The following is a 25,440-nucleotide window of genomic DNA, read 5'->3' as shown; positions in this document are numbered from 1 at the left end:
TAATTAAAGTAAGGTTTTATTTTGCTTTAAATTGATTAATTGCGTTGATTGTAAATTCTGATAAAACTAATTCACCCGAAATTTTTGCTCTTTCGATTAATAATTCGTTCCAATTTTCTGTTCCTTCCCAAGAAACACGTTTTAAGTGTTTCATCGCTTCTGGATTAGAATTGGCTAATTTTTTGGCTAAAATTTGGATTCCTTCGTCCATTTCTTCTGCATTTGCATAGACTTCTGCGTATAAACCTTTTTCTTTTGCCCATTCCGCAGACTGAAATTCTGTTGCATTAATTGCCATTTGCGTAAAAGCAGAAGTACCTACTTTACGTTCTACAGCTGGTCCTACTACGAAAGGTCCAATCCCTACCGCTAATTCAGATAATTTAACGGCAGCAAAATCTGTTGCAAACGTGTAATCAGCAGCTGAAGCAATACCAACTCCTCCTCCAACAGCTTTTCCTTGAATACGTGCTAAAACAAATTTTGGTGCTTGACGAATTGCATTAATCACATGTGCAAATCCAGAGAAAAACTCTAAACCTGTTTCACGATCTTTAATTGAAATTAATTCATCAAATGATGCTCCAGCACAAAATGTACGGTCACCAGCACTTTTTAAAACGATAACTTTCACTGCTTCATCGTTTCCTAATTTTTCAATTTCAGCAGCTAAATTTCTTAACTGAGTACCTGGCATCGAATTACTTTGTGGGTGAAAAAATTCGATTGTACCAATTCCGTTTTGTATATCTGATTTTACGTAAGCTTCCATTATATAATGTGATAATATGTTAATGAGACAATTAGCTAATTTACCAAATTATCTCATTAACGAATTAATTTTAGTCTTGATTTAATTTTTTAACCATTGTTAAGATAGTTGCGATACCAACAGTTTCACCTGTTTGGTCGTAGATATCCACTAACCAACGAACGATTCCTTTTGCAATATCGTTTTCGTCTTTTTTCTCTTGTTCTATTTTCTCTTTACATGTAAAACGAACGCCAATAGTTGTTCCTGGATAAACAGGTTTCACAAAACGACACTCGTCTACACCATAGTTTAATAAAACTGGTCCTTTTTTCGCTAATACGAATAAACCTGCCGCTTTCGACAATAAATAATAACCGTGCGCAACATTTTGTTCAAAAACTGTCCCTTCTAAAGAAGTCGCATCAACGTGAGCATAGAAATTATCTCCTGATAAAGCTGCAAAGGCATTGATATCTGATTGTTGAACTGTATGTTTTGATGTAATTAACGTATCACCTACTTTAATTTCTTCAAAATGTTTAGCAAATGGATGTTTATCTTCTTCGATATAATCTGCACCATATTGATATTGTTGAGTGACAGCTGTTAATTTGTTTGGAGAACCTTGGAGTGCTGTACGTTGCATATAATGGAATACACCACGTTTTCCACCCATTTCTTCTCCTCCACCTGCACGACCTGGACCTCCGTGTACTAATAATGGAAGTGGAGAACCGTGACCAGTTGATTCTTTGATACATTCAGCATCTAAAATTACGATACGACCATGTAAAGAACTTGCATTTAAAACAAATTCAGTTGCGACATCATTATCTGCTGTTACAATAGAACACACTAACGAACCTTTCCCCATACGAACTAACTCAACTGCTTCTGCAGTTCCGTTGTAAGGTATAATTGTAGAAACCGGTCCGAATGCTTCGATGTTGTGAACATCAGTTTTATTGAATGGATCGTTGTTGAAGAATAAAATTGGAGAAATGAATGAACCTTTGTTTTTATCCGCTCCTTTTACTTCAAAATTATCTAAGTTTCCAAAAATAATTTCTTGTGATTTAGCTAATTCTTCTACTTTTTCACGTACTTCTTTTACTTGAGCAGCACCAGCTAAAGCGCCCATGCGAACACCTTCTACATTTGGATCCCCAATCGTTGTTGTAGCTAATCGTTGTCCTAAAGCAATTTGAACATCTTCAACTAAATGAGCAGGAACCAATGCACGACGAACTGCTGTACACTTCTGACCAGCTTTTGTAGTCATCTCACGTGTAACCTCTTTGATAAAAATATCAAATTCTGCCGAACCAGGTTGTACATCTTCACCTAATACACATGCGTTAAGTGAGTCTGCTTCTAAGTTAAATGGCACACCTTCTGAAGTAATTCTTTCATGTGCTTTTAACATTTGTCCTGTAGATGCAGAACCAGTAAATGTAACAACATCTTCAGATTCAACGTAATCTAAGATTCCATTTGCAGAACCACTAATTAATTGTAGCGCTCCTTCTGGTAAAATTCCAGATTCAATAATAGCGCGAACTACAGTTTCTGTTAAGAATGATGTAATTGTTGCAGGTTTAACGATTGCAGGCACACCCGCTAAAAAGTTAACCGCAATTTTTTCTAACATTCCCCAAACTGGAAAGTTAAATGCATTAATATGAATTGCAACACCACGTTTTGGTGTTAAAATATGTGTTCCTAAGAATGTCCCGTTTTTAGAGATTTTGTGTGTTTCTCCTTCTACATAAAAAGGTTGATCACCAAATTGACGTCGTAAAGATGCATTCGCAAATAAATTTCCAATACCTCCTTCGATATCAACCCAAGAATCTGCACGTGTTGCTCCAGTTGCCCAAGAAACAGTGTAGAATTCTTCTTTTCTTTCCATTAAGTATAATGCTAATTTTTTTAGCATTAACCCTCTTTCTTGAAAAGTCATTTTACGTAAAGTTGGACCTCCAACCGTACGTGCATAATCCATCATCGCACCGAAATCTAATCCAGCTGATGATGCAGTAGCGATTTCGTCACCCGTAATCGCATTATATAACATTTGCCCTTCAGACGAACCTTTTGTCCATTGTCCTAAAGCATAATTTTCTAATTGATTAGCCATTTTTTTATGTTGTTTGTGTATTTTATTAGTATTGAGATATTAGATTTTAGTAATTAGATAAAGTAAGATGAGATTCTGAATCAAGTTCAGTATGACATTTTACATAATACTTTTTACTTACTTTCGTTCCATGTTTTATAATTCGAAGCCATTGAATCAAAATAATAATCTGGCGCTTCGGTCAAAGGTTCACAAGGTTTTAAACTTTCATGACAATCACTTGGTAATTGCATATATTGTTGAGTTCCTTGATCCTTCCACTCAATCATTTGATCAGAAACCTGTTTTACGATTTTAGCAGGATTACCAACAACCACACTTCGGGTCGGAATATGCGTATCTGCTTTTACAAATGCTAAAGCGCCTACAATACATTCATCCTCTACTATTACATTATCCATGACCACAGCGTTCATTCCGACCATACAATTTTTTCCAATTGTAGCGCCATGAATTATTGCGCCATGACCAATATGTGCTTTTTCTTTTAAACGAACCGTTGTTCCTGGAAACATATGGATGGTACAATTTTCTTGCACATTGCAATTATCTTCAATAATAATTTGTCCCCAATCACCTCGTAACGCACAACCTGGCCCAATGTAAACATCTTTACCTATAATTACATTTCCCGTAACTACAGCTTGCGGATGAATAAATGCTGTTGGATGAACGACCGGTTTGTATCCTTTAAATTCGTAAATCATATTTATTAGATTTGAGATATTAGTATTGAGCTATTAGAAATTATTAAAGACATCCTGAATTTATTTCAGAATCATATCAAAATGAATGGGATGTTGAACAAGTTCAACATGACAAATGATTCTGAAAATCTAACTTCTCAATACTAACATCTATTTTTACGCTCTTTCTATAATTGCTGCATATCCTTGTCCTAAACCGATACACATTGTAACCAATGCATAACGTTTTCCTGTCGCTTGTAATTCGTACGCTGCCGAATTTAAGATACGAGAACCTGACATTCCAAGTGGATGACCTAAAGCAATAGCACCACCATTTGGATTGATACGAGAATCATTATCAGCTAAACCTAATGCACGCGTACATGCTAAAGATTGAGCTGCAAATGCTTCATTTAATTCGATTACATCAATATCATTTATCGTTAATCCAGCTTTTTCTAACGCAATTTTAGATGCATTAACTGGTCCAATTCCCATGATACGAGGTTCAACACCTGCAACACCTGAACTTACAATGCGAGCCATTGGTGTTAATCCAAAATCTTTAATCGCTTGTTCAGAAGCTAAAATATTGGCCGCAGCACCATCATTCAATCCAGAAGCATTACCAGCAGTTACAGTACCATCCACTTTAAATGCAGGGCGTAACTTAGATAAAATCTCCATTGTTGTGTTATTTTTCGGGAATTCATCTGTATCAAAAATAATCGCATCACCCTTACGTTGAGGAATAACAACAGGAACAATCTCTTTTGCTAAACGACCATTCGCTTGAGCAGCAGCTGTTTTTTGTTGTGACCAAACCGCGAATTTATCTTGATCTTCACGCGAAATATTATCACGTTCCGCTAAGTTTTCAGCTGTATTACCCATTCCATCAACACCCCACATCTCTTTCATTTTAGGGTTGATAAAACGCCATCCAAAAGTAGAGTCATAAATTTTTGCATCACCACCAAATGGAGAAGCTGATTTTGAAACTACTAAAGGAGCACGTGTCATAGACTCAACACCACCAGAAATCATTAATTGAGCATCACCAACTTGAATTGCTCTTGATGCAGCAATTGCAGCAGATAAACCTGATGCACATAAACGATTGACTGTTTCACCCGGAACCGTATAAGGTAATCCAGATAATAAAACTGACATACGTGCAATATTACGATTATCCTCACCTGCTTGATTTGCATTACCTAAGATTACATCATAAAATGCAGCAGGATCAATAGAAGGATTTCTTTTTAATATTTCTGCGATTACCAATGCGCCCATATCGTCTGGACGAACAGCAGATAATCCACCTTTTAATTTACCAATTGGAGTTCTAACTCCATCTATAATATATGTTTGGTTCATTTTTATTTCATTTAAAGGTTAACGGTTTATGCTTTACGAAAGTCGTTCAGCGTTGACCGTTTAACGTTAAGCTACTTCAATTAAAGGTTTACCTGTTCTAAAGCAAGTTCCTTTAAATAAAGCAATTAACTCGTTATTTTGATTTGTTACTTTAATATCGTAAATACCTGTTCTTTTAGTTGAAGAAACTTCTTGTGATTCAATTGTAAATACATCTCCATCATGCCCAGCTTTTGTAAAAGAAATATGAACGTCTAATGCAACAGATATATTATTGTACATATTACAAGAAAAAGCAAAAGCAGAATCTGCCATTGCAAATGTAATTCCTCCATGAACAGAGCCAACTCCATTCATCATTTCAGGACGAATTTTCGCTTGCAATTTTGCATAGCCTTCTTTTACTTCAATCACTTCAAGACCTAACCATTCGCTAAATTTATCGTGGTCAAGCATTCTATTTAATAACTTTTGTGGTTCCATTTTTTTGTGTGTTCGTATTGTGATATTTTTTAGTAGAATGTTTTGTTTTCTTTCACCATATTACGGATAATAGGGCTCAAACGGTAACGATCTTCATGGTAATAATTGTACAATTCATCTAAATCGTTTTGTACATTTTTGATACCATATTCATCTGCCCATTTCAATAAACCTTTTGGATAATTAACCCCTTTCGTCATCGCTGTATCTAAATCCTCACGATTTGCAATGTTTAAGAATAAAGCATCTGCTGCTTCGTTAATCAACATAACTAAAACACGCTTAAAGATTTTTTCTAATAAAGCTTGATCTTGAGCTGGTGCTTTCTTTTCGATACCTTCGGCATAATTGTAAAATCCACGTCCTGACTTACGACCATAAAATCCTGCTTCGAATAATCTTTTTTGAGAAAAAGATGGTTTAAAACGAGGATCGTAAAAGAATGATTCGAAAACCGATTCTGTAACACGGTAATTTACATCATGACCGATGAAATCCATTAATTCGAAAGGCCCCATACGGAAACCTCCTACAGATGTCATTGCGTAATCAATCGTTTCTGCATCAGCAACACCTTCTTCTAATAAACGAATTGCTTCGCTATAAAATGGACGAGCTACTCGATTGACAATAAATCCAGGCGTATCTTTTGTGATAACAGGTAATTTATTTACAGATTGAATTAACGTTTTAATTTCTTCTGCCAAACCTTCTCGTGTTTGCACAGCTGGAATAATTTCTACTAAAGCCATTAATGGTGCTGGATTGAAAAAATGGATCCCAATCACACGTTCAGGTTTAGAACATGCCGATGCAATAGATGCAATGGATAATGATGAAGTATTTGAAGCTAAAATACAGTCTTTAGAAACAATTTCTTCTACTTGTTTGAAAACCGATTTCTTGATATCTAAATTTTCAATAATTGCTTCAATGATTAAGTCTGCAGATGAAAATGCATCTAAGTTTGCAGCATATTCAATATTAGCTTGAATTTCTTGTGCTTTTTCAGCGGTATATTTTTCTTTAGCGACTAACTTTTCAAACGTTTTTGCTAAGTTTTGTTTTGAACGATCTAATGCGTCTTGGTTTGTGTCATATAAAACAACGGGATGACCTGATTGTGCAAAAACTTGCGCAATACCAGACCCCATTGCTCCACCACCAATAATTCCTATTTTTTTCATGGCTTATTCTCCTTTAAAAACTGGATTTCTTTTTTCTAAAAATGCATCTACACCTTCTTTGTAGTCAGCTGTATTTCCTGCTTTTGCTTGAAAAAGACCTTCTTGTTTTAATTGTTCTTCAATTGAATTTTGAAATGATTGGTTTAATAATTTCTTTGTATAAGCCAATCCTTTTGTAGGTAAATTAGCTAATTTATGAGCAATTTTGGCTACTTCTGCATCAAATGTATCGTCTGCAAAATAATCGTAAATCATTCCGATTTCTTTTGCTTGTTCAGCCGAAACTTTATCAGCTAATAACATTAATGCTGCTGCTCTTTGAAAACCAATTAAACGAGGTAAAAAATAAGTTCCTCCACAATCAGGAATCAAACCAATTTTAGAAAATGCCTGTATGAAGTTAGCAGATTCTTTAGCTACCACTATGTCACAAGCTAAAGCTAAATTTGCTCCCGCTCCGGCAGCAACACCATTTACAGCAGCAACAACTGGTTTGTCCATGTTTCTAATTTTAAGAACCAATGGATTGTAATTTTCGTTGACGATTTTGTTGAAGTCGATTTCTTTTTCATCTAAAACTTCACCTAAATCTTGGCCAGCGCAAAACGCTTTTCCAGTAGCAGTTAATACAACTGCACGAACTGAGGCATCTTGAGCTGCAACATCTAAATGATGTTGTAAGGCTTTAATCATTTCGTGATTAAAACTGTTAAAAACAGAAGGACGATTCAACGTGATCGTAGCAATTCCTCCCTCTTGTGTGTATAGGATTGATGTTGAATTTTCCATAATTTTTTAGTGATGACATTTGAAATAGTCAAACGGTTCGTGGCAACTATTGCATTGATACATAGCTTTGCAGGCCGTTGAACCAAATTGACTGATAAGACGCGTATCGTGCGAGCCACATTGTGGACATTCGATATTTTGTTCGTCTGAAAAGAGCGCATCGCTCGAAGGATTTTTTGTTGGAGGCGCAATTCCGTACGCTTTCATTTTTTGTTTTCCTTCTTCAGTCATCCAATCAGTTGTCCACGATGGGCTCAACTGATTGATGACATTGATATTTTTTAATCCTTTCTCTACTAATTTTAGTCGAATAGAAATAGAAATCGCACTCATTGCAGGACAACCAGAGTATGTTGGTGTGATGGTTACATTGACTTTTTCATCTGCTGTAATTTCCACCTTACGTACTACTCCTAAATCAAGTACACTAATCACTGGAATTTCAGGATCAGGAACTTCCTCCAACCATTGCCAAATTTCTTTTTCTGTTACCATTGTAAATTAGGATATGTTCTTTGCATGTATTGTAAGTCAGTTAAGATAAAACCTAAATGTTCTGAATGAACTCCTTCTTTACCTCCTTTTTGTGCAAACGTATTTTCGACATCAGCTTCTATTGTTGCTTCATCCAAAACAGCTTTTACATTGGCTAACCAAGTTGCTTTAAAATCGATTGGATTATCAATCAAACCTTCTTCGATTAATGCTTTTTGATAAGGAGCTAAAATAAATGCTTCACCTACATAAGGTAAAATATCATGAACTGCTTGTTGAATTTTATTGTGAGATTCTTCTGTTCCGTCTCCTAAACGAATCATCCATTCTGCAGACCATTTTAAGTGATATTTCACTTCTTTTAATGATTTTTCAGCGATTGATTGCAATTTAAGATCTTTTACTTTTAAGAATTGCTCTAACAATAATGCATGGTATGAATCGTAAAAAAACTGACGTGCAACTGTATCACCGAAATGTCCGTTTGGTTGCTCTACTAACAATAAATTTTTGTATTCGCGTTCTTCGCGTAACATTGCTAAAGTATCTTCTGTTGCACCATTACCGATCATTTCGGCTGCATAATTGTAATAGTTTGAGGTTTGTCCCAATAAGTCTAAAGCCATATTCGACATAGCGATATCTTGCTCTAAAACTGGTCCATGACCACACCATTCGCATAAACGTTGTGCCAAAATCAGATTTGTATCTGCTAAATGCAAAATAAAATCGATGTAATTTTGGTTGTTTTGATAAACTGTACTTGTCATAAATTACATGTTTTTAATTTCTTCTGGTACATCATAAAAAGTTGGATGACGATATACTTTGTCTTCCGCAGGATCAAAGAATTGCTCAGATTCATCTGGGTTTGATGCGTGGATATTCACTGATTCTACAACCCAAATACTAACACCTTCTAAACGACGTGTATACACATCGCGCGCATTTTGTAATGCCATTGTAGCATCTGCTGCGTGCAAACTTCCTACATGTTTGTGATCTAATCCTTGTTTACTTCTAATAAATACTTCCCATAAAGGCCAATCTCTATTTTCCATCTTTTTATGCGTTTTTGCGTTGTTCTTTTTCTAATTCTCTTTGTTTTCTTTTTTCGTGGTAAGCTGTTGCTGCATCACGAACCCAAGCTCCTTCGTTGTGTGCATTACGACGTGCATCTAAACGTTGTTTGTTACATTTTCCGTTTCCTTTAACGACATTCCAGAATTCTTCCCAATCAATTTCTCCGAATTCGTAATGACCTGTTTCTTCATTAAATTTAAGATCTGGATCTGGAATTGTTAAACCTAAATATTCGGCTTGAGGAACAGAAACATCTACAAAACGTTGACGTAATTCATCATTCGAAAAACGTTTAATTCTCCATTTCATTGATAATTCTGAGTTAGATGATTCTTCGTCTTTTGGACCAAACATCATTAATGTAGGCCACCACCAACGATTCATTGCATCTTGCATCATCGCTTTTTGTTCTTCTGAACCACGTGATAACACAACTAACGCTTCGTAACCTTGTCTTTGGTGAAAAGATTCTTCTTTACAAACACGAACCATTGCACGTGCATAAGGTCCGTAAGAAGTTCTACATAATGGAACTTGATTTAAAATCGCTGCTCCATCAACCAACCATCCAATCATTCCGATATCAGCCCAAGTAAGTGTTGGGTAATTGAAGATTGAAGAATATTTTGCTTTACCAGAATGTAAGTCATTTAAAGTTTGGATACGAGATGTTCCTAATGTTTCTGCTGCACAGTATAAGTATAGACCATGGCCCGCTTCGTCTTGTACTTTCGCTAATAAAATTTTCTTTCTATTTAACGAAGGAGCTCTTGTAATCCAATTTGCTTCTGGTAACATTCCAACAATTTCTGAGTGAGCATGTTGAGAAATTTGTCTAATTAATGTTTTGCGGTATGCTTCTGGCATCCAATCTTTTGGTTCGATACGAACTTCATTTTCAATCTTTTGATCAAAGATTTCTTGAAAATCAATTTCTTTTGCACTCATTTTAAAAAGTTTTTAAAGTTGATTATTTGGCATCAAAATCTACCACGACTTCGGCAGAACGAGGATGCGCTTGACACGCTAATACAAAACCTCTTTCTAATTCATCTGGCTCAAGTGAGTAGTTGATGTCCATTTCTACTTCACCTTTCTCTACTTTACACTTACAAGTTGCACAAACACCACCTTTACAAGCGTAAGGTAAATCTGCACCATTTTGTAAAGCCGCATCTAAGATTGTATCGCCGTTGTAACCTAAGTCAATTTGTAAGGCTGTTGCATCTAATTTGATGGTCACTTTACTCATCGTGTCATCCGACTTTTTGATTGCTTTTTGACGTTCAACCTTTTTCGCTTCAGCTGTTGCACTGTAGAATAACTCGAAATGCAAATGTTTTGCATCTACACCTGCTTCTACAAAAGCATCGCGTCCGCTTAAAATCATTTCTTCAGGACCACAAAGGAACACTTCGCTTACATCTTCTGGTTTGATGATATGTTGTAAGAAATACTCAATCTTAGCTTTATCAATTCTTCCACTCAAAATTTCAGCATCAGCTGTTTCGCGACTCAAAATATTGTAAACGCTAAAGCGTTGCATGTATTTATTTTTAAGTGCTTCAATTTCTTCTTTAAAGATAATTGAACCTTTATTTCTATTCCCGTATAATAGCACAAATTCGCTATTTGGTTCTGCTCTAAGAACTGTTTTGATGATAGAAAGAACTGGTGTTATTCCTGATCCTGCTACAATTCCTACATATAATTTTTTGTTATCTTCGTGTACTTCTGTAAAGAAATTTCCTTGTGGAGTCATTACATCAAGAACATCACCAACTTTAACTTGTTCGTTGATAAATGTTGAGAAAACCCCGTCTTCTATTTTCTTTACAGCTACTCTCAATTCTTCGTCCATTGGGCAAGAACAGATCGAGTAAGAACGTCTAATTTCTTCGTTATTTTGAATATTTTTAAACGTTAAATATTGTCCATGTTTAAATTTGAATTCTTGATTCAATTCTTCAGGCACATCAAATGTAACGGATACACAATCTGGTGTTTCCTTTTTAACATTTTTAACGCGTAGTTTATGAAAATTTACTGCCATATTATTTTTGAAATCCGTTAATTAATAATGTCATCAAATCGTTTTCTAATTGATCAGGTGTTATATCTCGCCCTGGTTTGTACCACAACTCTATCCAACGAAGAGATGATAATAAAGTAAATAAAGCAACCGATACATTAAGATTTTTGAATTCGCCAGATGCGATACCTGCTTTGATTAAATTAGCAATCCGTTTTTCATACCCTTTTCTAATTGTTTTATACAATTCTTTTTTGGTATCGGATAAATTTTTCCAATCGTTATTTGCTACAGATACTTCGTTTGGCTCGTCAATAATCATTCGAACGTGAAGTTGAATTAAATCTCTTAATTTCTGAACATTTGATTCTTCAGTATCTTCAATCGAGCTAATGTGCGAAACATATTGATTGGCCACTTTAAAACAAATTTCTTCTAAGATTTCATCTTTCGAGCGAATATGATTATACAAACTCGCGGCTTCCATTCCAACTTTTTCAGCCAATTCTCTCATCGACGTTGCTGAATAACCTTTTTGTTTAAAGATTAAAGCAGCTTCTTTAATAATCAGTTCTTTTTTACTTTGCTTAGGCATATAGTTTTATAAATGTCTATTATCTATAATTCGGTTCAACTTTCCTCCTTCACTTTTAGGAAGTCCATCTACTTGGTATAATTTGACATTCATTCCTAATCCAATGTTGTCTCTTATTTTTTTATGAATATTTGCGACTAATTTGCAACACGCAACATTAGATTCGTCATTCAAATCATCACAAGTCAAACCTTTTTCTGCAAAATAGTCAGGATTTATTTCAAATCCAACTTCTACTGCATCCATATTTTTTGGTTTCGTTAAAACTACTTGATAATTTGGTGATAATTCAGGGAAATCTGGAATAAAATCCGCGATTTGTGTATGAAAGAAATTCACACCACGAATAATCATCATATCATCAGCACGACCAATAATAGGTCCCATTTTGACATGTGTTCTTTTCTTAGAATGTTCGTACGTTAATGTTGTAATGTCTCCTGTCCAATAGCGCACTAATGGTAAGGCTTCTTTTGTAAGTGTAGTGATAACTAAAACACCTGGTTGTCCATAAGGAACTGGTTCACCCGTTTTTTCATCTACGATTTCTGGAAAGAAATGATCTTCCCAAATATACGATCCTGTACCTTGTTCTTCGAAATCTTCATTTGACACACCTGGACCTATAATTTCGCTTAATCCATAGATGTTAGAAGCTTTGATATCTAAACTTCCTTCTACTTCTTGGCGTAATGCTTCTGACCAAGGTTCAGATCCTAAAATAGCAAACTTTAAATTGTAATCTGATAAAGTTTCACCTCTTTTCTTGATTTCTTCAGCAACTGTTAAAGCATAAGATGGTGTTGCACAAATTGCATCAGCTTGAAAATCTTTCAATAACATAATTTGTTTTTCTGTGTTACCACCAGAAATTGGAACAACAGTCATTCCTAATTTTTCAGCACCATAATGCAGTCCTAAACCTCCTGTAAATAAACCATAACCATAGGCATTTTGTAATGTCATACATGGCTCACATCCTGAAGCTGCTAAAGATCTTGCTACTACTTCCGAGAATAATTCGATATCATTCTTAGTGTAACCTACTACTGTTGGTTTTCCAGTTGTTCCACTTGAACAATGTAAACGAACGACATTCTCTTTAGGTTCTGCAAATAATCCAAATGGATAATTTTCTCTTAAATGATTTTTCTTTGTAAAAGGTAATTTGTGTAAATCTTCAACACCTTTAATATCTTCTAACTTGATACCAGCTTCGTCAAAAGCTTGTTTATAAAAAGGTACATTATTATACACTTTTTTTAACATTGATTGAAGTCTCTCGTTCTGAAGAACACGTAATTGCTCAATAGGCATCTGTTCAATCCCAGGATTAAATATCATAATTTTTGCAGATTTGATTTTTGATAATAACAAATTTAATCAAAAAAACTAAAAAAACTAACGTTTGTTAGTTTTTTTAGTGTAAAAAGTACAATTATTTATCAATTGATGACTTTTAGTATTTTAACACTTTGCTAATCAATATTTTTAACTTTTCTGAATTTGGTAACATTTCTATTTCTAAGGTAGAATTTAATGGAATTGCAGGCATGTCTTGTGCTCCTAACACTCGAATTGGTGCATCCAAATACTCAAAACATTCTTCATTAATTAAACCCGCAAGGCTTTGAGCAAAAGAGTTTTGCTTAGCTTCTTCAGTTAATACAATACAACGATTGTGTTTTTTCACACTATTAAAAATTGTTTCCTCATCTAAAGGAACCAATGTTCTTAAATCTATAATTTCAACTTGATTTGGAAATGCCTTTGCAGCTTCTTTAGCCCAATAAACTCCCATACCATAGGTAATGATAGTTACAGAGTTATGATTTTGAGAGGATTCTGCCAATAAAACATCACGTGCTTTTCCAAAAGGTAATATATAATTTTCATCTGGTTCGACTGTTGCAGCATCTTCCGTTCCTTTTATTTTACTCCAATATAAACCTTTGTGCTCTAACATCACCACAGGATTTGGATCGTAATAAGCAGCTTTCATCAAACCTTTTAAATCTGCTCCAGTAGACGGATAAGCTATTTTAATCCCTTTTATATTGGTCAATACACTTTCCACTGAACTCGAATGATAAGGTCCTCCACTACCGTAAGCACCAATCGGAACACGTAAAATCATAGAAACTGGCCATTTACCATTTGACAAATAATTTGAACGAGCCACTTCAGTAAATAATTGATTAAGACCTGGCCAAATATAATCCGCAAACTGCACTTCTACAATAGGTTTCAAGCCTACCGCAGACATTCCAACCGTAGATCCAACAATAAATGCTTCCTGAATTGGTGTATTAAATACACGATTTATTCCATATTGTTTTGCCAAAGTTGCTGCTTCACGAAAAACACCTCCTAAACGCAAACCAACGTCTTGTCCATATAATAATGCTTCAGGATGTTTTGCCATCAATTCGCGAATTGCAAAAAGAGCAGAATCTACCATTACCGTTTTATCCTTCCCTTCAGGAGAGCGATTTCCTTTTTCTTCGGTAATTAATGTTGGAGCAAAAACATGTGTATATAAATCTTCAGGACGAGGATCATCTGCTTTTAATGCTTGTTGATATTCTGCCTGAACTTTTTGTTTAATCGTGTTTTCGACTTCAATTAACTCTTTTTCGTCAAAACCTTCATTTAATAAAGTATCCCTTAATTTATTATATGGATCTCGAGCTTTTGCCTTCTCTAAATCGTCACGGTACCATTCCATACGAACCCCAGATGTATGATGATTTAATAATGGAACTTTTGCATGAACCAAAATCGGACGACGTTCTGAACGGATAGTGTCAATTGCTCTTTGAATAGTGTTATAGGATGCTAAAAAATCAGTTCCATCAACTACAAACACTTCTAACCCTTTAAAACCTTTCGCATAATGCGCTATATCTTGAGCTCGAATCTCATCTGCTGATGCTGAAATATCCCATTCATTATCTTGAACCAAATATAAAATAGGTAATTGTTTCAAAGCTGCCATTTGAAAAGCTTCTGCTACCTCACCCTCTGTGCATGAAGCATCACCTAAGGAGCATACTGCGACTGGTTTAACCTCATCACGACAAAGACCTTCCAATTCTTTGTATTGCATTCCCATCGCAATTCCAGTTGTAGGAATAGCTTGCATGCCCGTTGCACTACTTTGGTGCGGTATTTTTGGCATATTATCACGACGCAAACTTGGATGAGAATAATAGGTTCTTCCTCCCGAAAAAATATCATCTCGTTTTGCTAATAGCTGCAACATCAATTCATAAGGCGTAATTCCTATCGATAATAACATCGCATCATCACGGTAATAGGCGCTTAAATAATCTTGTGGTAATAATTGTAAACCTGTTGCAATTTGTATCGCTTCGTGTCCTCGCGAAGTTGCGTGTACATATTTACTTGTTGTAGTTTTATTTTCTTCGTATAATTCGGTTAAAGCCTTAGCTGTAACTAATAATTCGTATGCTTTTTTTAATAATGTTGTTGATGCTGTTGTGGTTTCCATTTTTAATTAAATTTGTGTATTAACATCCCAATTCTCCATGTAATCTGAAATTCGTTTCAAGAAAACTCCTCCTAATGAACCATCGATTACACGATGATCAAAAGAAAGTGATAAATACATAAATTGTCTCGCCACGATAATATCACCAAATTCAGTTTCTAAAACTGCAGGCTTTTTCTTAATTACACCTGTTGCTAAAATGGCAACTTCAGGTTGATTAATAATTGGCGTTCCCATTAAATTTCCGAACGTACCAACATTACTAATTGTAAATGTTCCGCCTCGAATATCATCTGGAGAAAGTTTATTTGTACGCGCTTTATCTACAATAGTATTAACATGTTTGGCTAAGCCTTCTAAATTCAATTCATTGGCTTGATGAATCACCGGTACAATCAAATTATTATTTGGTAATGCAGTAGCAATTCCAATATTTATTTCGTTGTGTTTGATTATTTTAGTCTCTGTTTCATCAACTGATACATTAATCATAGGAAAGTCCTTTATTGCACGAACAACGCAATCAACAATCAAAGGCGTAAACGTTAATTTTTGTTTATATTTTGCTTCAAAAGCACCTTTATTTTCTTCGCGCCATTTTACAAAATTTGTCACATCTGGTTCAACATAAGCTGTTACATGAGGGGAAGTCTGTTTACTATGTTTCATGTGTTTTAAGATCATTTGACGCATTTTATCCATCTCAATGATTTCATCTTTTGCACCAATAGAAGTACTTGAAACAACTGTATTTTGACTTAAAGTATTACTTGAATGATTAGATGTAAATGATTTATTTTTAATGTAATTCAACACATCATTCTTAGAAATCCTTCCATCTTTACCAGATCCTATTATTTGAGAAATATCTTCTGTTTGTAAGTTTTCTTTTTGAATAATACTTTTAACTAAAGGTGATAAAAATTGATTACTATCAACTTTATTCGTTGGTTGAGAAGTTAAATTCGGTTGAGTTATTTTTTCTTCAATAATTGTGCTATTGTCAACTAAATTTAGTTCATTTTCAGAAGGTTCTATAATGGCAAAAACTTCTCCAATTTTAATCTCATCACCTTCATCAAATTTAAATTCAATAATCTTCCCAGTCTTTGTTGAAGGTACATCTGAATCTACTTTGTCCGTCGAAACCTCAGCTATTATTTCATCTTCATTTATGAAATCGCCAATGTTTTTTGTAAAACGAACAAGTTGAACAGACGCAACACTTTCTCCCAATTTTGGAATCGTTAGTTCTATATTTTTCATTTTATTTGTTTGCAGTTTTAATGCGTTGAAGATAATCAATTTTTATAAAACTAATTAATGTTAGTTAAATATTAACCTGCTATTTAGCATTAAAATTTAAGCTATTCTATCAACTTATTTTCAATAAAAAAACCATTAGAATTAAACCAATGGCTTTAAAAATTTATAAATTTCCTCTTCTGTCTTGCTCTCTTTCTAAGGCTTCAAACAATGCTTTGAAATTGCCTGCTCCAAAAGATTGTGCACCATGACGTTCAATAATTTCATAAAATAATGTTGGACGATCTTCAACAGGCTTTGTGAAAATCTGTAACAAATAACCTTCTTCGTCACAATCAACTAAGATTCCAAGATTTTGTAACTTTTTGATATCTTCATCAATTTCTCCAACGCGCTCCGGAATCATATCATAATATGCCTCTGGTGGAGCTGATAAAAACTCTACACCGCGTGCTTTTAACTCTGTAACAGTTTTGATAATATCCTTAGTTGCAACAGCAATATGCTGCACTCCTTCTCCCTCGTAAAAATCTAAATATTCTTCAACTTGAGACTTCTTTTTACCTTCAGCTGGTTCATTAATAGGAAATTTAGAATAACCATTTCCATTACTCATCACTTTCGACATTAATGCCGAATATTCTGTATTAATTTGTTTATCATCAAATGATAAAATATTAACAAATCCCATTACATCTTGATACCATTGAACGGTCTCATTCATACGATTCCATCCTACATTCCCTACACAGTGATCAACATATAACAAACCACAATCTGTAGGTTGATACGTTGACTCAGATTTTACATAACCTGGCATAAAAGGGCCATTATAATTTTTACGCTCGATAAACATGTGAATTGTTTCTCCATACGTATAAATTCCTGCCATTTTTACTTCACCAAATTCATCTGTAACAGTAGTTGGTTCCATGTAAGGTTTTCCTCCACGCTTTGTTGTTTGCTCAAACGCATCATAAGCATCATCTACCCAAAGTGCTAAAATTTTTACTCCATCTCCATGTTTCATCGCATGTTGGCAAATTGGCGAATCTGATTTTAATCCAGAAGTTAGAACCAAACGAATTTTACCTTGTTGTAAAACATAAGAAGCTCTATCTCTTACACCAGTTTCTGGGCCGGCATACGCAACTTCCTGAAATCCAAATGCTGTTTTATAATAATGTGCAGCTTGTTTTGCATTTCCTACATAAAACTCGATGTAATCAGTTCCATTAATGGGAAGGAAATCTTGTGCTAATGCAATCTTTTCTGCAAATGTTTGTGTACTCATTTTTATTGTGTTTTTATTTTTATTGTATTATGTAAAATGTATTAAGTTTTACTATTTTATCATTTATTGTGATATTGAATTTATTTCAGTTTCTTTTTATTATTATATTGTATCAAATGTATTTCGAGATTCTTCGACAAGCTCAGAATGATAAAATCCACATCTTAGAACTTAGAACAAAACTCTAATCGCACTATTCATAACCTTTAATAAAGCCACGATTTATAATAATCTGGATCTTCTAATTCTATCGCTTGCTCTGTTAACATTAATGGTCGAAATGGATCAATCATCACAGCTAATTCGTGTGTTTCTTTTGCGCCAATCGATTTTTCTACTGTCCCTGGATGTGGTCCATGTGGAATTCCTGCTGGATGCAAGGTAATTTGTCCTTTCTCAACCGATTTTCTCGACATAAAATCACCGTCTACATAATATAAAATTTCATCTGAATCTACATTACTATGGTTGTAAGGTGCTGGAATTGCGTTCGGGTGATAATCAAATAAGCGGGGAACGAAACTACAAATTACAAATCCTGCTCCTTCAAAAGTTTGATGAACAGGAGGTGGTTGATGGATACGACCTGTTATTGGTTCGAAATTATGAATCGAAAAAGCCCAAGGATAATGATAACCATCCCATCCAACAAAATCGAAAGGATGTGTACCATAAACATAAGGGTAAATCAATCCTTCTTTTTTAATCATTATTTTAAAATCCCCGTGTTCATCATTCGTTTCGAGATTTTGAGGACGTTTAATATCTCGCTCACAAAAAGGAGAATGTTCCATTAATTGACCAAAATGATTGCGGTAACGACGAGGTGTTTCTACAGGGCTAAAAGATTCTGTAATAAATAATCGATTATTTTCGTCATTAAAATGAAGTTGATAAATAATTCCACGTGGAATCACTAAATAATCACCATATTCAAAATCAATTTGACCATAACCTGTTTTTAAAGTTCCAGACCCTTCATGAATAAAAATCACTTCATCCGCCATAGAATTTTTATAGAAGTAATCTGTCATTGATTCTTGTGGCGCTGCTAATGAAATATGCAAATCGTTGTTAACTAAAACGGGTACTCGAGATGCTAAATAATCTTTTGTTGGTTTGACTTTAAACCCTTTTAAAGAAGTATGTTTTAAATGTTTTGCGCGAGCTATTTTCGGTTCTACCGAATAAGGTTCATTAATTTCTTTAACCAAAGTTGGCGGATAACAGTGATAAACGTTAGAATACGTACTCGAGAAACCATGCGTAGAAACTAATTCTTCTGCATATAATTCTCCATTTGGTTTTCGGAATACAGTATGTCGCTTTTGTGGAAATTCTCCCAAATGATGATAAAGTGGCATATTTTGTTTGTTGTTTTGATGAAAAGGTAAAATAGATGACGAATTTCGTCAACAAATAATCTGCAATATTCTAAAGTGAATATTGAGCAAATACAATTTTGGAAAGTAAAGCAGAAGTTTGCTTATTCATTCCAACAAATAAAGGTTTTATATTTACTTTAATTGTTTGCATTTCTTTTCTGTGGTTAACTCAAAGATAGAAACTTTTTCCGATTGAGCAAAATAGAAACTCACTATTTTCAACGTTTGCAATGATTTCAGAACCAAATGATGTCCATATCTGTTTTAGATTATGCAATAAAAAAGATTAAGCTTCGTAATTTGTATTGATAAAAAACTTTCAGTTTTATATAAAAACTGATAAATAATAGTACAACAACTGTTAATATCAGATTTAAAATCAATACTTTTGTAGTATGAAGATATGGGCTACAAAGATTTTAATTTTTTTGTACATAACGACATCTACTCAATTTTGTCAGTTATATAAATTGCCTGTGCTTATTTCTCATTTCATCGAGCATGACACCGGAGGAGATTTTATCCATGAAATGAAAGTCTTTTTGGTACACCATTACGGAGGTCATGAAGTGGATGACGACTGGGAAACTGATCAAAAACTACCTTTCGTAAAAATAGAAACTGTTCATATTGACTTTTTCTATTCTCCAATTATCTTGTTTGATGTACTCCACTTAGATAAGGAAATATCAACTAACTCTATTAAATCTTTTAACGAAGATTTTCTTTATTCGCATTATTTAGATTCTATTTGGCAACCGCCAAAACAAGCGTAATACATTTAGATTTTCAAGATAAATTGATCGTTTAATTTATCCATTTTTCAGCTATTTACATTTTATATATAGCACATTTTTAATCTATACAATTTTACGATGTTAAATAAAATTATTGATTTTTCAATCAAGAATAAATTTATCGTGGGTTTGTTTACTGTCGCGTTGTTGATATTTGGAATTTACGACGCAACAAAATTACCCATCGATGCACAGCCTGATATCACATCGAATCAGGTACAAATTATCACCGTTGCGCCTTCTTTTAGTGCAGAAGATATTGAGCGTTTGGTGACTTTCCCTATCGAACAAGCCAATTCTAATATTGGTGGAATTTCGGAAATTCGAAGTTTTTCTCGTTTTGGTTTATCTTTAGTTACCATCGTTTTTGATGATGAAACAGATGTTTATTGGGCAAGACAACAAGTTAGTGAGCGACTATTACAAGTTCAGAACGATATTCCAGAAGGAATTGGTGAACCACAACTTGGTCCAATTTCTACAGGTTTAGGTGAAATTTATCAATATGTCGTTCGACCTGCTGAAGGTTATGAAGACCAATATGATGAAACAGAATTAAGAACCATTCAAGATTGGATTGTACGTCGACAACTTTTAGGGGTTCCTGGCGTAGCTGATGTCAGTAGTTTTGGAGGAAAACTAAAACAATATGAAATCGCAATTAATCCACAACGATTGCAATCGTTTAACCTAACCATCAATGATTTGTTTGATGCATTAAGTGAGAACAATCAAAATACAGGAGGAGCTTATATTGAAAAAGGCCCTACTTCATTGTTCATTCGTTCTGAAGGTTTAATAGGTAAAATAGAAGATATCGAAAATATCTTAGTGAAACGTTCTCAAAGCGGATCACCTATTTTACTGAAAGATGTAGCGGATGTTAAAACTGGTTTTGCAACACGATATGGCGCAATGACATATAACGATACCGGAGAAGTTTCTGGTGCAGTTGTTATGATGTTGAAAGGTGCAAATAGTAATGAAGTTGTCAAAAATGTACAAGAACGTATCGAAGAAATTAAAAAAACGTTACCTGAAGGTGTGATAGTTGAACCTTTCTTGGATCGCAAAAAAATGGTTGATAATACTATTCGAACTGTAGAAACCAACTTACTTGAAGGTGCTTTAATCGTTGTTTTTATTTTAGTTATCTTCTTAGGAAATTTACGTGCCGGATTCATTGTTGCTTCTGTCATTCCTTTGTCATTGTTGTTCGCTATAATCATGATGAACATCTTTGGCGTTGGAGGAAATTTAATGAGTTTAGGAGCATTAGACTTCGGATTAATTGTCGATGGAGCAGTTATTATTGTTGAAGCCGCTATGCATCAATTGGCACATAATAAAAAGTTTGGGTTGAAGAATAAATTAACGCAAACAGAGATGGATCAAACGGTTGGTTCTTCTGCTAAAAAAATGGTCAATTCAGCGGTTTTTGGTCAAATTATTATCTTAATTGTTTATTTACCAATCTTCACATTACAAGGAATCGAAGGAAAAATGTTTAGACCAATGGCGCAAACTGTGGCTTTTGCTTTAATCGGAGCGTTTATTCTTTCGTTGACTTATGTTCCAATGATGACCAGTTTATTCTTAAGTAAAAAGAAGAAAGTAAAACCAAATCTTTCGGATCGTGTAATGGCAAAAGTTGAAGTTTTTCATCAAAAATATTTAATGAAAGCATTACGCGTTCGAAACCTTATTTTAGTTGTTGTTTTTTCGCTTTTTGCAATTGCAATCTTTGTCATGTCTCGTTTAGGTGGTGAATTTATTCCAGCTTTAGAAGAAGGCGATTTTGCTGTTGAAGCGCGGGTTTTACCTGGAAGTAATCTTTCGACAACCAAAGAATATACAACCAAAGCTGCAAAAATCTTAAAAGATGAATTTCCTGAAGTTGAAATGGTAGTAACCAAAATTGGTAGTGGTGAAATTCCTACTGACCCTATGCCAATGGATACAGGTGATATGATTGTTGTTCTTAAACCGAAAAAAGAATGGACTTCTGCAACAACTTTCCCTGAATTATCAGACAAAATGAGCAAAGCTTTAGAAAATATTCCAGGGCTTTCTACTGGTTTTCAATTCCCTGTTCAGATGCGTTTCAATGAATTAATGACTGGTGCGCGTCAAGATGTTGTCGTAAAAATATTTGGTGAAAACTTGGATAGTTTATCGAGTAATGCTGCCAAATTAGGAAAAATAATTAATACGGTTGAAGGTGCACAAGATTTGTATATCGAACCAATTAATGGAATTCCACAGGTAGTAATCGAGTTTGATCGAGGGTTATTAGCACAATATGGATTGACTGTTGGTGAAGCAAATCGAATTATCAATATGGCTTTTGCTGGACAATCCACAGGAATGGTTTTCGAAGGTGAAAAACGTTTTGATTTAGTTGTTCGTTTGGCAGAAGAAAAACGTACCAATATAGACGACATTCGAAATCTATTGATACCTACTGCTTCTGGAGTACAAATCCCTTTGAATCAATTGGCTAAAGTAGAATATAAAAATACGCCAAACCAAATTCAACGAGAAGATGCAAAACGACGAATTGTTGTTGGTTTTAATGTAAAAGATCGAGATGTAGAAAGTGTTGTTCAAGAATTACAACAAAAAGTTGATGAAAAAATCAAATTTCCTACAGGTTATTATGCAACCTACGGTGGGGCTTTCGAAAACTTAAATCATGCCAAAGCGCGTTTAGGTATCGCCGTTCCTATTGCATTAATCCTAATTTTTATATTATTATACTTTGCATTCAAATCAGTTAAAGAAAGTTTATTAATTTATACAGCTATACCACTATCCTCTATTGGTGGAATTTTATTCTTAGCTGCACGTGATATGCCTTTTAGTATTAGTGCGGGTGTAGGTTTTATTGCGCTATTTGGGATTTCTGTTTTAAATGGAATTGTCTTAATTTCAGAATATAATCGTTTGCGTGATCATGGCATCAAAAATACGACTCGAATTGTAATTATGGGAACACGTACACGTCTTCGTCCCGTATTAATGACTGCAACAGTTGCCTCTTTAGGATTTTTACCAATGGCAATCAGTAATGGTTCTGGTGCCGAAGTGCAACGTCCGTTAGCAACAGTCGTAATTGGAGGTTTAATGGGTGCTACTTTCCTAACTTTATTTGTTTTACCAATCTTATATGTTATGTTCGAAAATATTCATTTTAAAAAGAAAAGAATAAATAAAAAAGCGCTTCCTGCTGCTTTAGTTATTGTTTTTACAATGTTTGGAGCTTCTGCTCAAGCACAAAACCGTATGAGCTTTGATGAAGTTGTTGCTTTGGCGGATGCGAATAATCTTGAAATGAAACAAGCTGAATTGAATACGGTTTATCACGAGAAAAATATCTATGCGAATCGTTCACTTTCTCCTTTGGATATCTCGACTGAATTTGGACAAGTCAATTCTGCTGAGTTTGATAATGTCATTTCAGTATCACAATCTTTTCAATTTCCTGTCGTTTTCAAACGTCAAAAAGCATTAAACGAACAAATGATTAATGCTTCGAAAGCAAATGAAAAATTAACAAAAATTGAGATCAAACAACGATTAGCAAATTTGTATGTTAACATGCAAAACAATGAATCTAAAAAGGATTTATTAAAAGAAAACGAAGCAATTTATGACGAGTTTTTAAAGAAAGCTAATCTACGTCTGAAAAAAGGAGAATCGAATCGTAGTGAAGTTTCAACAGCAATTATTCAATTAAAATCGATTCAGAATCAACTCAAGTTAATGGATGTTGAATTAGAAAACTCATCACGACAAATTCAATTTTTAACGAATTCTACAGCTAAAATTTATCCAACTCAAGATGGTGTAAATTGGAGTCAAATTGCAGGTACTGCTGTGTCAAATTCTCATCCATTGTTAAAATTAGCAGAGGAAACGATACAAACCTCTACATTAGAAACTGAGGTAGAAAAATCGAAAAAAATTCCTGTATTTACGGTAGGTTATTCTAATCAAAGTTTTTCTGATTTAGACAACAATCGATACAATTCATTTCAAGTTGGTGTTGGTCTACCTTTGTTTAATCGTGGAATTAACTCATCTATAGAGGCATCGAAAGTTAAGGTTAATCTTGCAAAACAAGCTTACATCTTGCAACAAGCTAAAATGCAACAAGATTATGATGTATTAAAAAATCAAGTCAATATGTATGATGAAATCGTCCATGATTATGAACAAACTCAACTTCCAGCATCCAATGATTTACAAAAAACGATTAATCGTCAATTGTTAGAAGGAGAAATAAACTTTTTGGATTGGGTGATTTTAAATAATCAAATCATCGAAGTGAAAACAACATTTTTAGAAGCTAAAAATTTACGTGAACAGGCATATGCCGCAATGACTTATTATACCGCAGAATAACATGAAAAAATATATTTTAATGCTTTGTACAGCTCTTGTTGTTATGAGTTGTAGCAAAGAAGAAGCACAACCGCAAGAAGATCAAAAAGAAGAAGTTTCGACTTCTATTTTGAAATTAACAGATGCACAATTAAAGAATTTTGACATTGATACCGTTTCGTTTCAACATCAAAATTTACCAACAACTATTCGTTTGAATGCGAAAACAGCAGTAACGCCTGAAAATACAATTTCGATTACGAATGCATTTGGTGGTTATGTGAAACAAATTGCCCTTATTCCAGGAAATTATGTGAACAAAGGACAAGTTTTGGTCGTTTTAGAAGATCCGCAATATATCCAAATGCAAGAAGACTATTTAACGACAAAAGCTTTATTAGAGCAGGCAAATGCAGATTATATTCGTCAAAAAGAGTTGAATGCTGAGCAAGCCGCAAGTGATAAGGTGATGCAACAAGCCAAAGCAACGCGTCAATCGTTAATGGTGAAAAAAAGTTCGTTGGAACAAAAATTACGATTAATGAACATCAATCCATCTTCGGTTTCATTGAGTAACATTCGTCGTACCATCAATGTTTATGCACCAATCAGTGGAATGGTAAGTCAAGTTTTTGCAAATAAAGGACAATACATTTCACCTGCTGATGCGATGTTAGAAATTATTAATCCAGATCGTTCTTTATTGAACGTAAAAGTATTTGAAAAAGATTTGGGTAATATTCAGATTGGACAAACTCTAAAAGCTTATACCAATACGAAGCCTGATCAAAAATTGGATGCGAAAATAACGTCTATTTCTAACCAAGTAAATGAAGATGGAACAGTAGATATTTTTGCTAAAATTACCAATGCAAATGGAACACGTCTGACAGCTAATATGTACTTTAATATTGAGTTAGAAGTAAACTCTTTGGATGCAAATGTGTTGCCAGAAGAAGCAATTGTTCAATTTGAAGGTAAAGATTATGTTTTCGAAAGACAAAACAAAAATCAATTTCGTTTAGTTCCTGTAGAAATCGGAATCTCATCAAATAAAATGGTAGAAATCAAATCGCCTCAAAACTCAAATAAGGTTTATATAGCAAAAGGATCTTATAATCTATTGAATGCGATGAAAAATGAAGGTGAAGAAGAATAATACTTTCACTAA

21 protein-coding genes are annotated in these 25,440 nt (G+C 34.2%); 3 read left to right on the top strand and 18 right to left on the bottom strand.

Annotation, left to right across the window (positions count from 1 at the left end):
• Positions 1 to 16: 16 nt before the first annotated feature.
• The 18 genes from NZD85_RS01900 to NZD85_RS01815 form a co-directional block, all read right to left on the bottom strand.
• Positions 17 to 772, bottom strand: a complete 756-nt coding sequence (locus NZD85_RS01900) for an enoyl-CoA hydratase/isomerase family protein (RefSeq protein WP_260543060.1) — start codon at positions 770 to 772, stop codon at positions 17 to 19.
• A 70-nt stretch (positions 773 to 842) separates the two neighbouring features.
• Positions 843 to 2,894 carry a phenylacetic acid degradation bifunctional protein PaaZ gene (gene paaZ, locus NZD85_RS01895; protein ID WP_260543058.1) on the bottom strand — a complete coding sequence of 684 codons (2,052 nt, stop codon included), beginning with the start codon at positions 2,892 to 2,894 and terminating at the stop codon, positions 843 to 845.
• Between the two features lie 113 nt (positions 2,895 to 3,007).
• The gene (locus NZD85_RS01890) at positions 3,008 to 3,601 is read right to left on the bottom strand and encodes an acyltransferase (RefSeq protein ID WP_171622487.1); all 594 of its coding nucleotides are present in this window, start codon (positions 3,599 to 3,601) and stop codon (positions 3,008 to 3,010) included.
• Positions 3,602 to 3,757: 156 nt separating this feature from the next.
• Positions 3,758 to 4,963, bottom strand: a complete 1,206-nt coding sequence (pcaF, locus tag NZD85_RS01885; protein WP_260543055.1) for a 3-oxoadipyl-CoA thiolase — start codon at positions 4,961 to 4,963, stop codon at positions 3,758 to 3,760.
• Between the two features lie 66 nt (positions 4,964 to 5,029).
• Positions 5,030 to 5,446, bottom strand: a complete 417-nt coding sequence (gene paaI / locus NZD85_RS01880; protein WP_171622485.1) for a hydroxyphenylacetyl-CoA thioesterase PaaI — start codon at positions 5,444 to 5,446, stop codon at positions 5,030 to 5,032.
• A 29-nt stretch (positions 5,447 to 5,475) separates the two neighbouring features.
• The gene (locus tag NZD85_RS01875; protein WP_171622484.1) at positions 5,476 to 6,633 is read right to left on the bottom strand and encodes a 3-hydroxyacyl-CoA dehydrogenase NAD-binding domain-containing protein; all 1,158 of its coding nucleotides are present in this window, start codon (positions 6,631 to 6,633) and stop codon (positions 5,476 to 5,478) included.
• 3 nt (positions 6,634 to 6,636) lie between these two features.
• The gene (locus NZD85_RS01870; RefSeq protein ID WP_225541959.1) at positions 6,637 to 7,422 is read right to left on the bottom strand and encodes an enoyl-CoA hydratase-related protein; all 786 of its coding nucleotides are present in this window, start codon (positions 7,420 to 7,422) and stop codon (positions 6,637 to 6,639) included.
• 6 nt (positions 7,423 to 7,428) lie between these two features.
• Positions 7,429 to 7,917: a 1,2-phenylacetyl-CoA epoxidase subunit PaaD gene (gene paaD, locus NZD85_RS01865; protein WP_171622482.1), complete on the bottom strand. Its 489-nt coding sequence runs from the start codon at positions 7,915 to 7,917 to the stop codon at positions 7,429 to 7,431.
• On the bottom strand, positions 7,911 to 8,687 hold the full coding sequence (paaC, locus tag NZD85_RS01860) for a 1,2-phenylacetyl-CoA epoxidase subunit PaaC (protein WP_260543052.1): 777 nt from the start codon (positions 8,685 to 8,687) through the stop codon (positions 7,911 to 7,913). The genes paaD and paaC overlap by 7 nt, the downstream gene beginning before the upstream one ends.
• A gap of 3 nt (positions 8,688 to 8,690) precedes the next feature.
• Positions 8,691 to 8,978 carry a 1,2-phenylacetyl-CoA epoxidase subunit PaaB gene (gene paaB / locus NZD85_RS01855; protein WP_188320061.1) on the bottom strand — a complete coding sequence of 96 codons (288 nt, stop codon included), beginning with the start codon at positions 8,976 to 8,978 and terminating at the stop codon, positions 8,691 to 8,693.
• A 4-nt stretch (positions 8,979 to 8,982) separates the two neighbouring features.
• The gene (gene paaA, locus NZD85_RS01850) at positions 8,983 to 9,948 is read right to left on the bottom strand and encodes a 1,2-phenylacetyl-CoA epoxidase subunit PaaA (RefSeq protein WP_260543050.1); all 966 of its coding nucleotides are present in this window, start codon (positions 9,946 to 9,948) and stop codon (positions 8,983 to 8,985) included.
• A gap of 22 nt (positions 9,949 to 9,970) precedes the next feature.
• Positions 9,971 to 11,053, bottom strand: coding sequence for a 1,2-phenylacetyl-CoA epoxidase subunit PaaE (paaE, locus tag NZD85_RS01845; RefSeq protein ID WP_171622478.1), 1,083 nt, complete (start codon positions 11,051 to 11,053; stop codon positions 9,971 to 9,973).
• A gap of 1 nt (position 11,054) precedes the next feature.
• On the bottom strand, positions 11,055 to 11,627 hold the full coding sequence (locus NZD85_RS01840; protein ID WP_171622477.1) for a TetR/AcrR family transcriptional regulator: 573 nt from the start codon (positions 11,625 to 11,627) through the stop codon (positions 11,055 to 11,057).
• Positions 11,628 to 11,633: 6 nt separating this feature from the next.
• Entirely contained in the window at positions 11,634 to 12,971 is a 1,338-nt protein-coding gene (locus tag NZD85_RS01835; protein WP_260543048.1) for a phenylacetate--CoA ligase family protein, read from the bottom strand.
• 115 nt (positions 12,972 to 13,086) lie between these two features.
• Positions 13,087 to 15,141, bottom strand: a complete 2,055-nt coding sequence (locus tag NZD85_RS01830; protein ID WP_260543046.1) for an alpha-ketoacid dehydrogenase subunit alpha/beta — start codon at positions 15,139 to 15,141, stop codon at positions 13,087 to 13,089.
• Positions 15,142 to 15,147: 6 nt separating this feature from the next.
• The gene (locus NZD85_RS01825) at positions 15,148 to 16,407 is read right to left on the bottom strand and encodes a dihydrolipoamide acetyltransferase family protein (protein ID WP_260543044.1); all 1,260 of its coding nucleotides are present in this window, start codon (positions 16,405 to 16,407) and stop codon (positions 15,148 to 15,150) included.
• Positions 16,408 to 16,570: 163 nt separating this feature from the next.
• Positions 16,571 to 17,701: a 4-hydroxyphenylpyruvate dioxygenase gene (gene hppD / locus NZD85_RS01820; protein WP_171622473.1), complete on the bottom strand. Its 1,131-nt coding sequence runs from the start codon at positions 17,699 to 17,701 to the stop codon at positions 16,571 to 16,573.
• A 206-nt stretch (positions 17,702 to 17,907) separates the two neighbouring features.
• On the bottom strand, positions 17,908 to 19,065 hold the full coding sequence (locus NZD85_RS01815; protein ID WP_171622472.1) for a homogentisate 1,2-dioxygenase: 1,158 nt from the start codon (positions 19,063 to 19,065) through the stop codon (positions 17,908 to 17,910).
• A gap of 491 nt (positions 19,066 to 19,556) precedes the next feature.
• On the opposite strand from NZD85_RS01815, the gene NZD85_RS01810 reads away from it, so the two are divergent.
• From NZD85_RS01810 to NZD85_RS01800, 3 genes are all read left to right on the top strand, one after another.
• Positions 19,557 to 19,862, top strand: coding sequence for a hypothetical protein (locus tag NZD85_RS01810; RefSeq protein ID WP_221411946.1), 306 nt, complete (start codon positions 19,557 to 19,559; stop codon positions 19,860 to 19,862).
• Between the two features lie 99 nt (positions 19,863 to 19,961).
• Positions 19,962 to 24,290, top strand: a complete 4,329-nt coding sequence (locus NZD85_RS01805) for a CusA/CzcA family heavy metal efflux RND transporter (protein WP_260543043.1) — start codon at positions 19,962 to 19,964, stop codon at positions 24,288 to 24,290.
• A 1-nt stretch (position 24,291) separates the two neighbouring features.
• Positions 24,292 to 25,428 (top strand): efflux RND transporter periplasmic adaptor subunit, encoded by a 1,137-nt coding sequence (locus NZD85_RS01800; RefSeq protein ID WP_188320067.1) that lies wholly within the window; start codon positions 24,292 to 24,294, stop codon positions 25,426 to 25,428.
• Positions 25,429 to 25,440 lie beyond the last annotated feature (12 nt).

It is taken from the genome of Empedobacter stercoris, from assembly GCF_025244765.1.
GTDB classification, from domain to species: domain Bacteria; phylum Bacteroidota; class Bacteroidia; order Flavobacteriales; family Weeksellaceae; genus Empedobacter; species Empedobacter stercoris.
This window is presented reverse-complemented; position numbering and strand designations above follow the sequence as displayed.

What these genes read in the sequence shown, in the direction of transcription:
- NZD85_RS01800 (WP_188320067.1), top strand. Translation starts at nt 24,292, where the DNA reads ATGAAAAAATATATTTTAATGCTTTGTACAGCTCTTGTTGTTATGAGT.
- NZD85_RS01835 (WP_260543048.1), bottom strand. Translation starts at nt 12,971, where the DNA reads ATGATATTTAATCCTGGGATTGAACAGATGCCTATTGAGCAATTACGT.
- paaA (WP_260543050.1), bottom strand. Translation starts at nt 9,948, where the DNA reads ATGAGTGCAAAAGAAATTGATTTTCAAGAAATCTTTGATCAAAAGATT.
- NZD85_RS01875 (WP_171622484.1), bottom strand. Translation starts at nt 6,633, where the DNA reads ATGAAAAAAATAGGAATTATTGGTGGTGGAGCAATGGGGTCTGGTATT.
- paaZ (WP_260543058.1), bottom strand. Translation starts at nt 2,894, where the DNA reads ATGGCTAATCAATTAGAAAATTATGCTTTAGGACAATGGACAAAAGGT.
- paaI (WP_171622485.1), bottom strand. Translation starts at nt 5,446, where the DNA reads ATGGAACCACAAAAGTTATTAAATAGAATGCTTGACCACGATAAATTT.
- NZD85_RS01805 (WP_260543043.1), top strand. Translation starts at nt 19,962, where the DNA reads ATGTTAAATAAAATTATTGATTTTTCAATCAAGAATAAATTTATCGTG.
- hppD (WP_171622473.1), bottom strand. Translation starts at nt 17,701, where the DNA reads ATGAGTACACAAACATTTGCAGAAAAGATTGCATTAGCACAAGATTTC.
- NZD85_RS01840 (WP_171622477.1), bottom strand. Translation starts at nt 11,627, where the DNA reads ATGCCTAAGCAAAGTAAAAAAGAACTGATTATTAAAGAAGCTGCTTTA.
- paaB (WP_188320061.1), bottom strand. Translation starts at nt 8,978, where the DNA reads ATGGAAAATAGAGATTGGCCTTTATGGGAAGTATTTATTAGAAGTAAA.
- paaE (WP_171622478.1), bottom strand. Translation starts at nt 11,053, where the DNA reads ATGGCAGTAAATTTTCATAAACTACGCGTTAAAAATGTTAAAAAGGAA.
- paaD (WP_171622482.1), bottom strand. Translation starts at nt 7,917, where the DNA reads ATGGTAACAGAAAAAGAAATTTGGCAATGGTTGGAGGAAGTTCCTGAT.
- NZD85_RS01900 (WP_260543060.1), bottom strand. Translation starts at nt 772, where the DNA reads ATGGAAGCTTACGTAAAATCAGATATACAAAACGGAATTGGTACAATC.
- NZD85_RS01825 (WP_260543044.1), bottom strand. Translation starts at nt 16,407, where the DNA reads ATGAAAAATATAGAACTAACGATTCCAAAATTGGGAGAAAGTGTTGCG.
- pcaF (WP_260543055.1), bottom strand. Translation starts at nt 4,963, where the DNA reads ATGAACCAAACATATATTATAGATGGAGTTAGAACTCCAATTGGTAAA.
- NZD85_RS01815 (WP_171622472.1), bottom strand. Translation starts at nt 19,065, where the DNA reads ATGCCACTTTATCATCATTTGGGAGAATTTCCACAAAAGCGACATACT.
- paaC (WP_260543052.1), bottom strand. Translation starts at nt 8,687, where the DNA reads ATGACAAGTACAGTTTATCAAAACAACCAAAATTACATCGATTTTATT.
- NZD85_RS01830 (WP_260543046.1), bottom strand. Translation starts at nt 15,141, where the DNA reads ATGGAAACCACAACAGCATCAACAACATTATTAAAAAAAGCATACGAA.
- NZD85_RS01890 (WP_171622487.1), bottom strand. Translation starts at nt 3,601, where the DNA reads ATGATTTACGAATTTAAAGGATACAAACCGGTCGTTCATCCAACAGCA.
- NZD85_RS01870 (WP_225541959.1), bottom strand. Translation starts at nt 7,422, where the DNA reads ATGGAAAATTCAACATCAATCCTATACACACAAGAGGGAGGAATTGCT.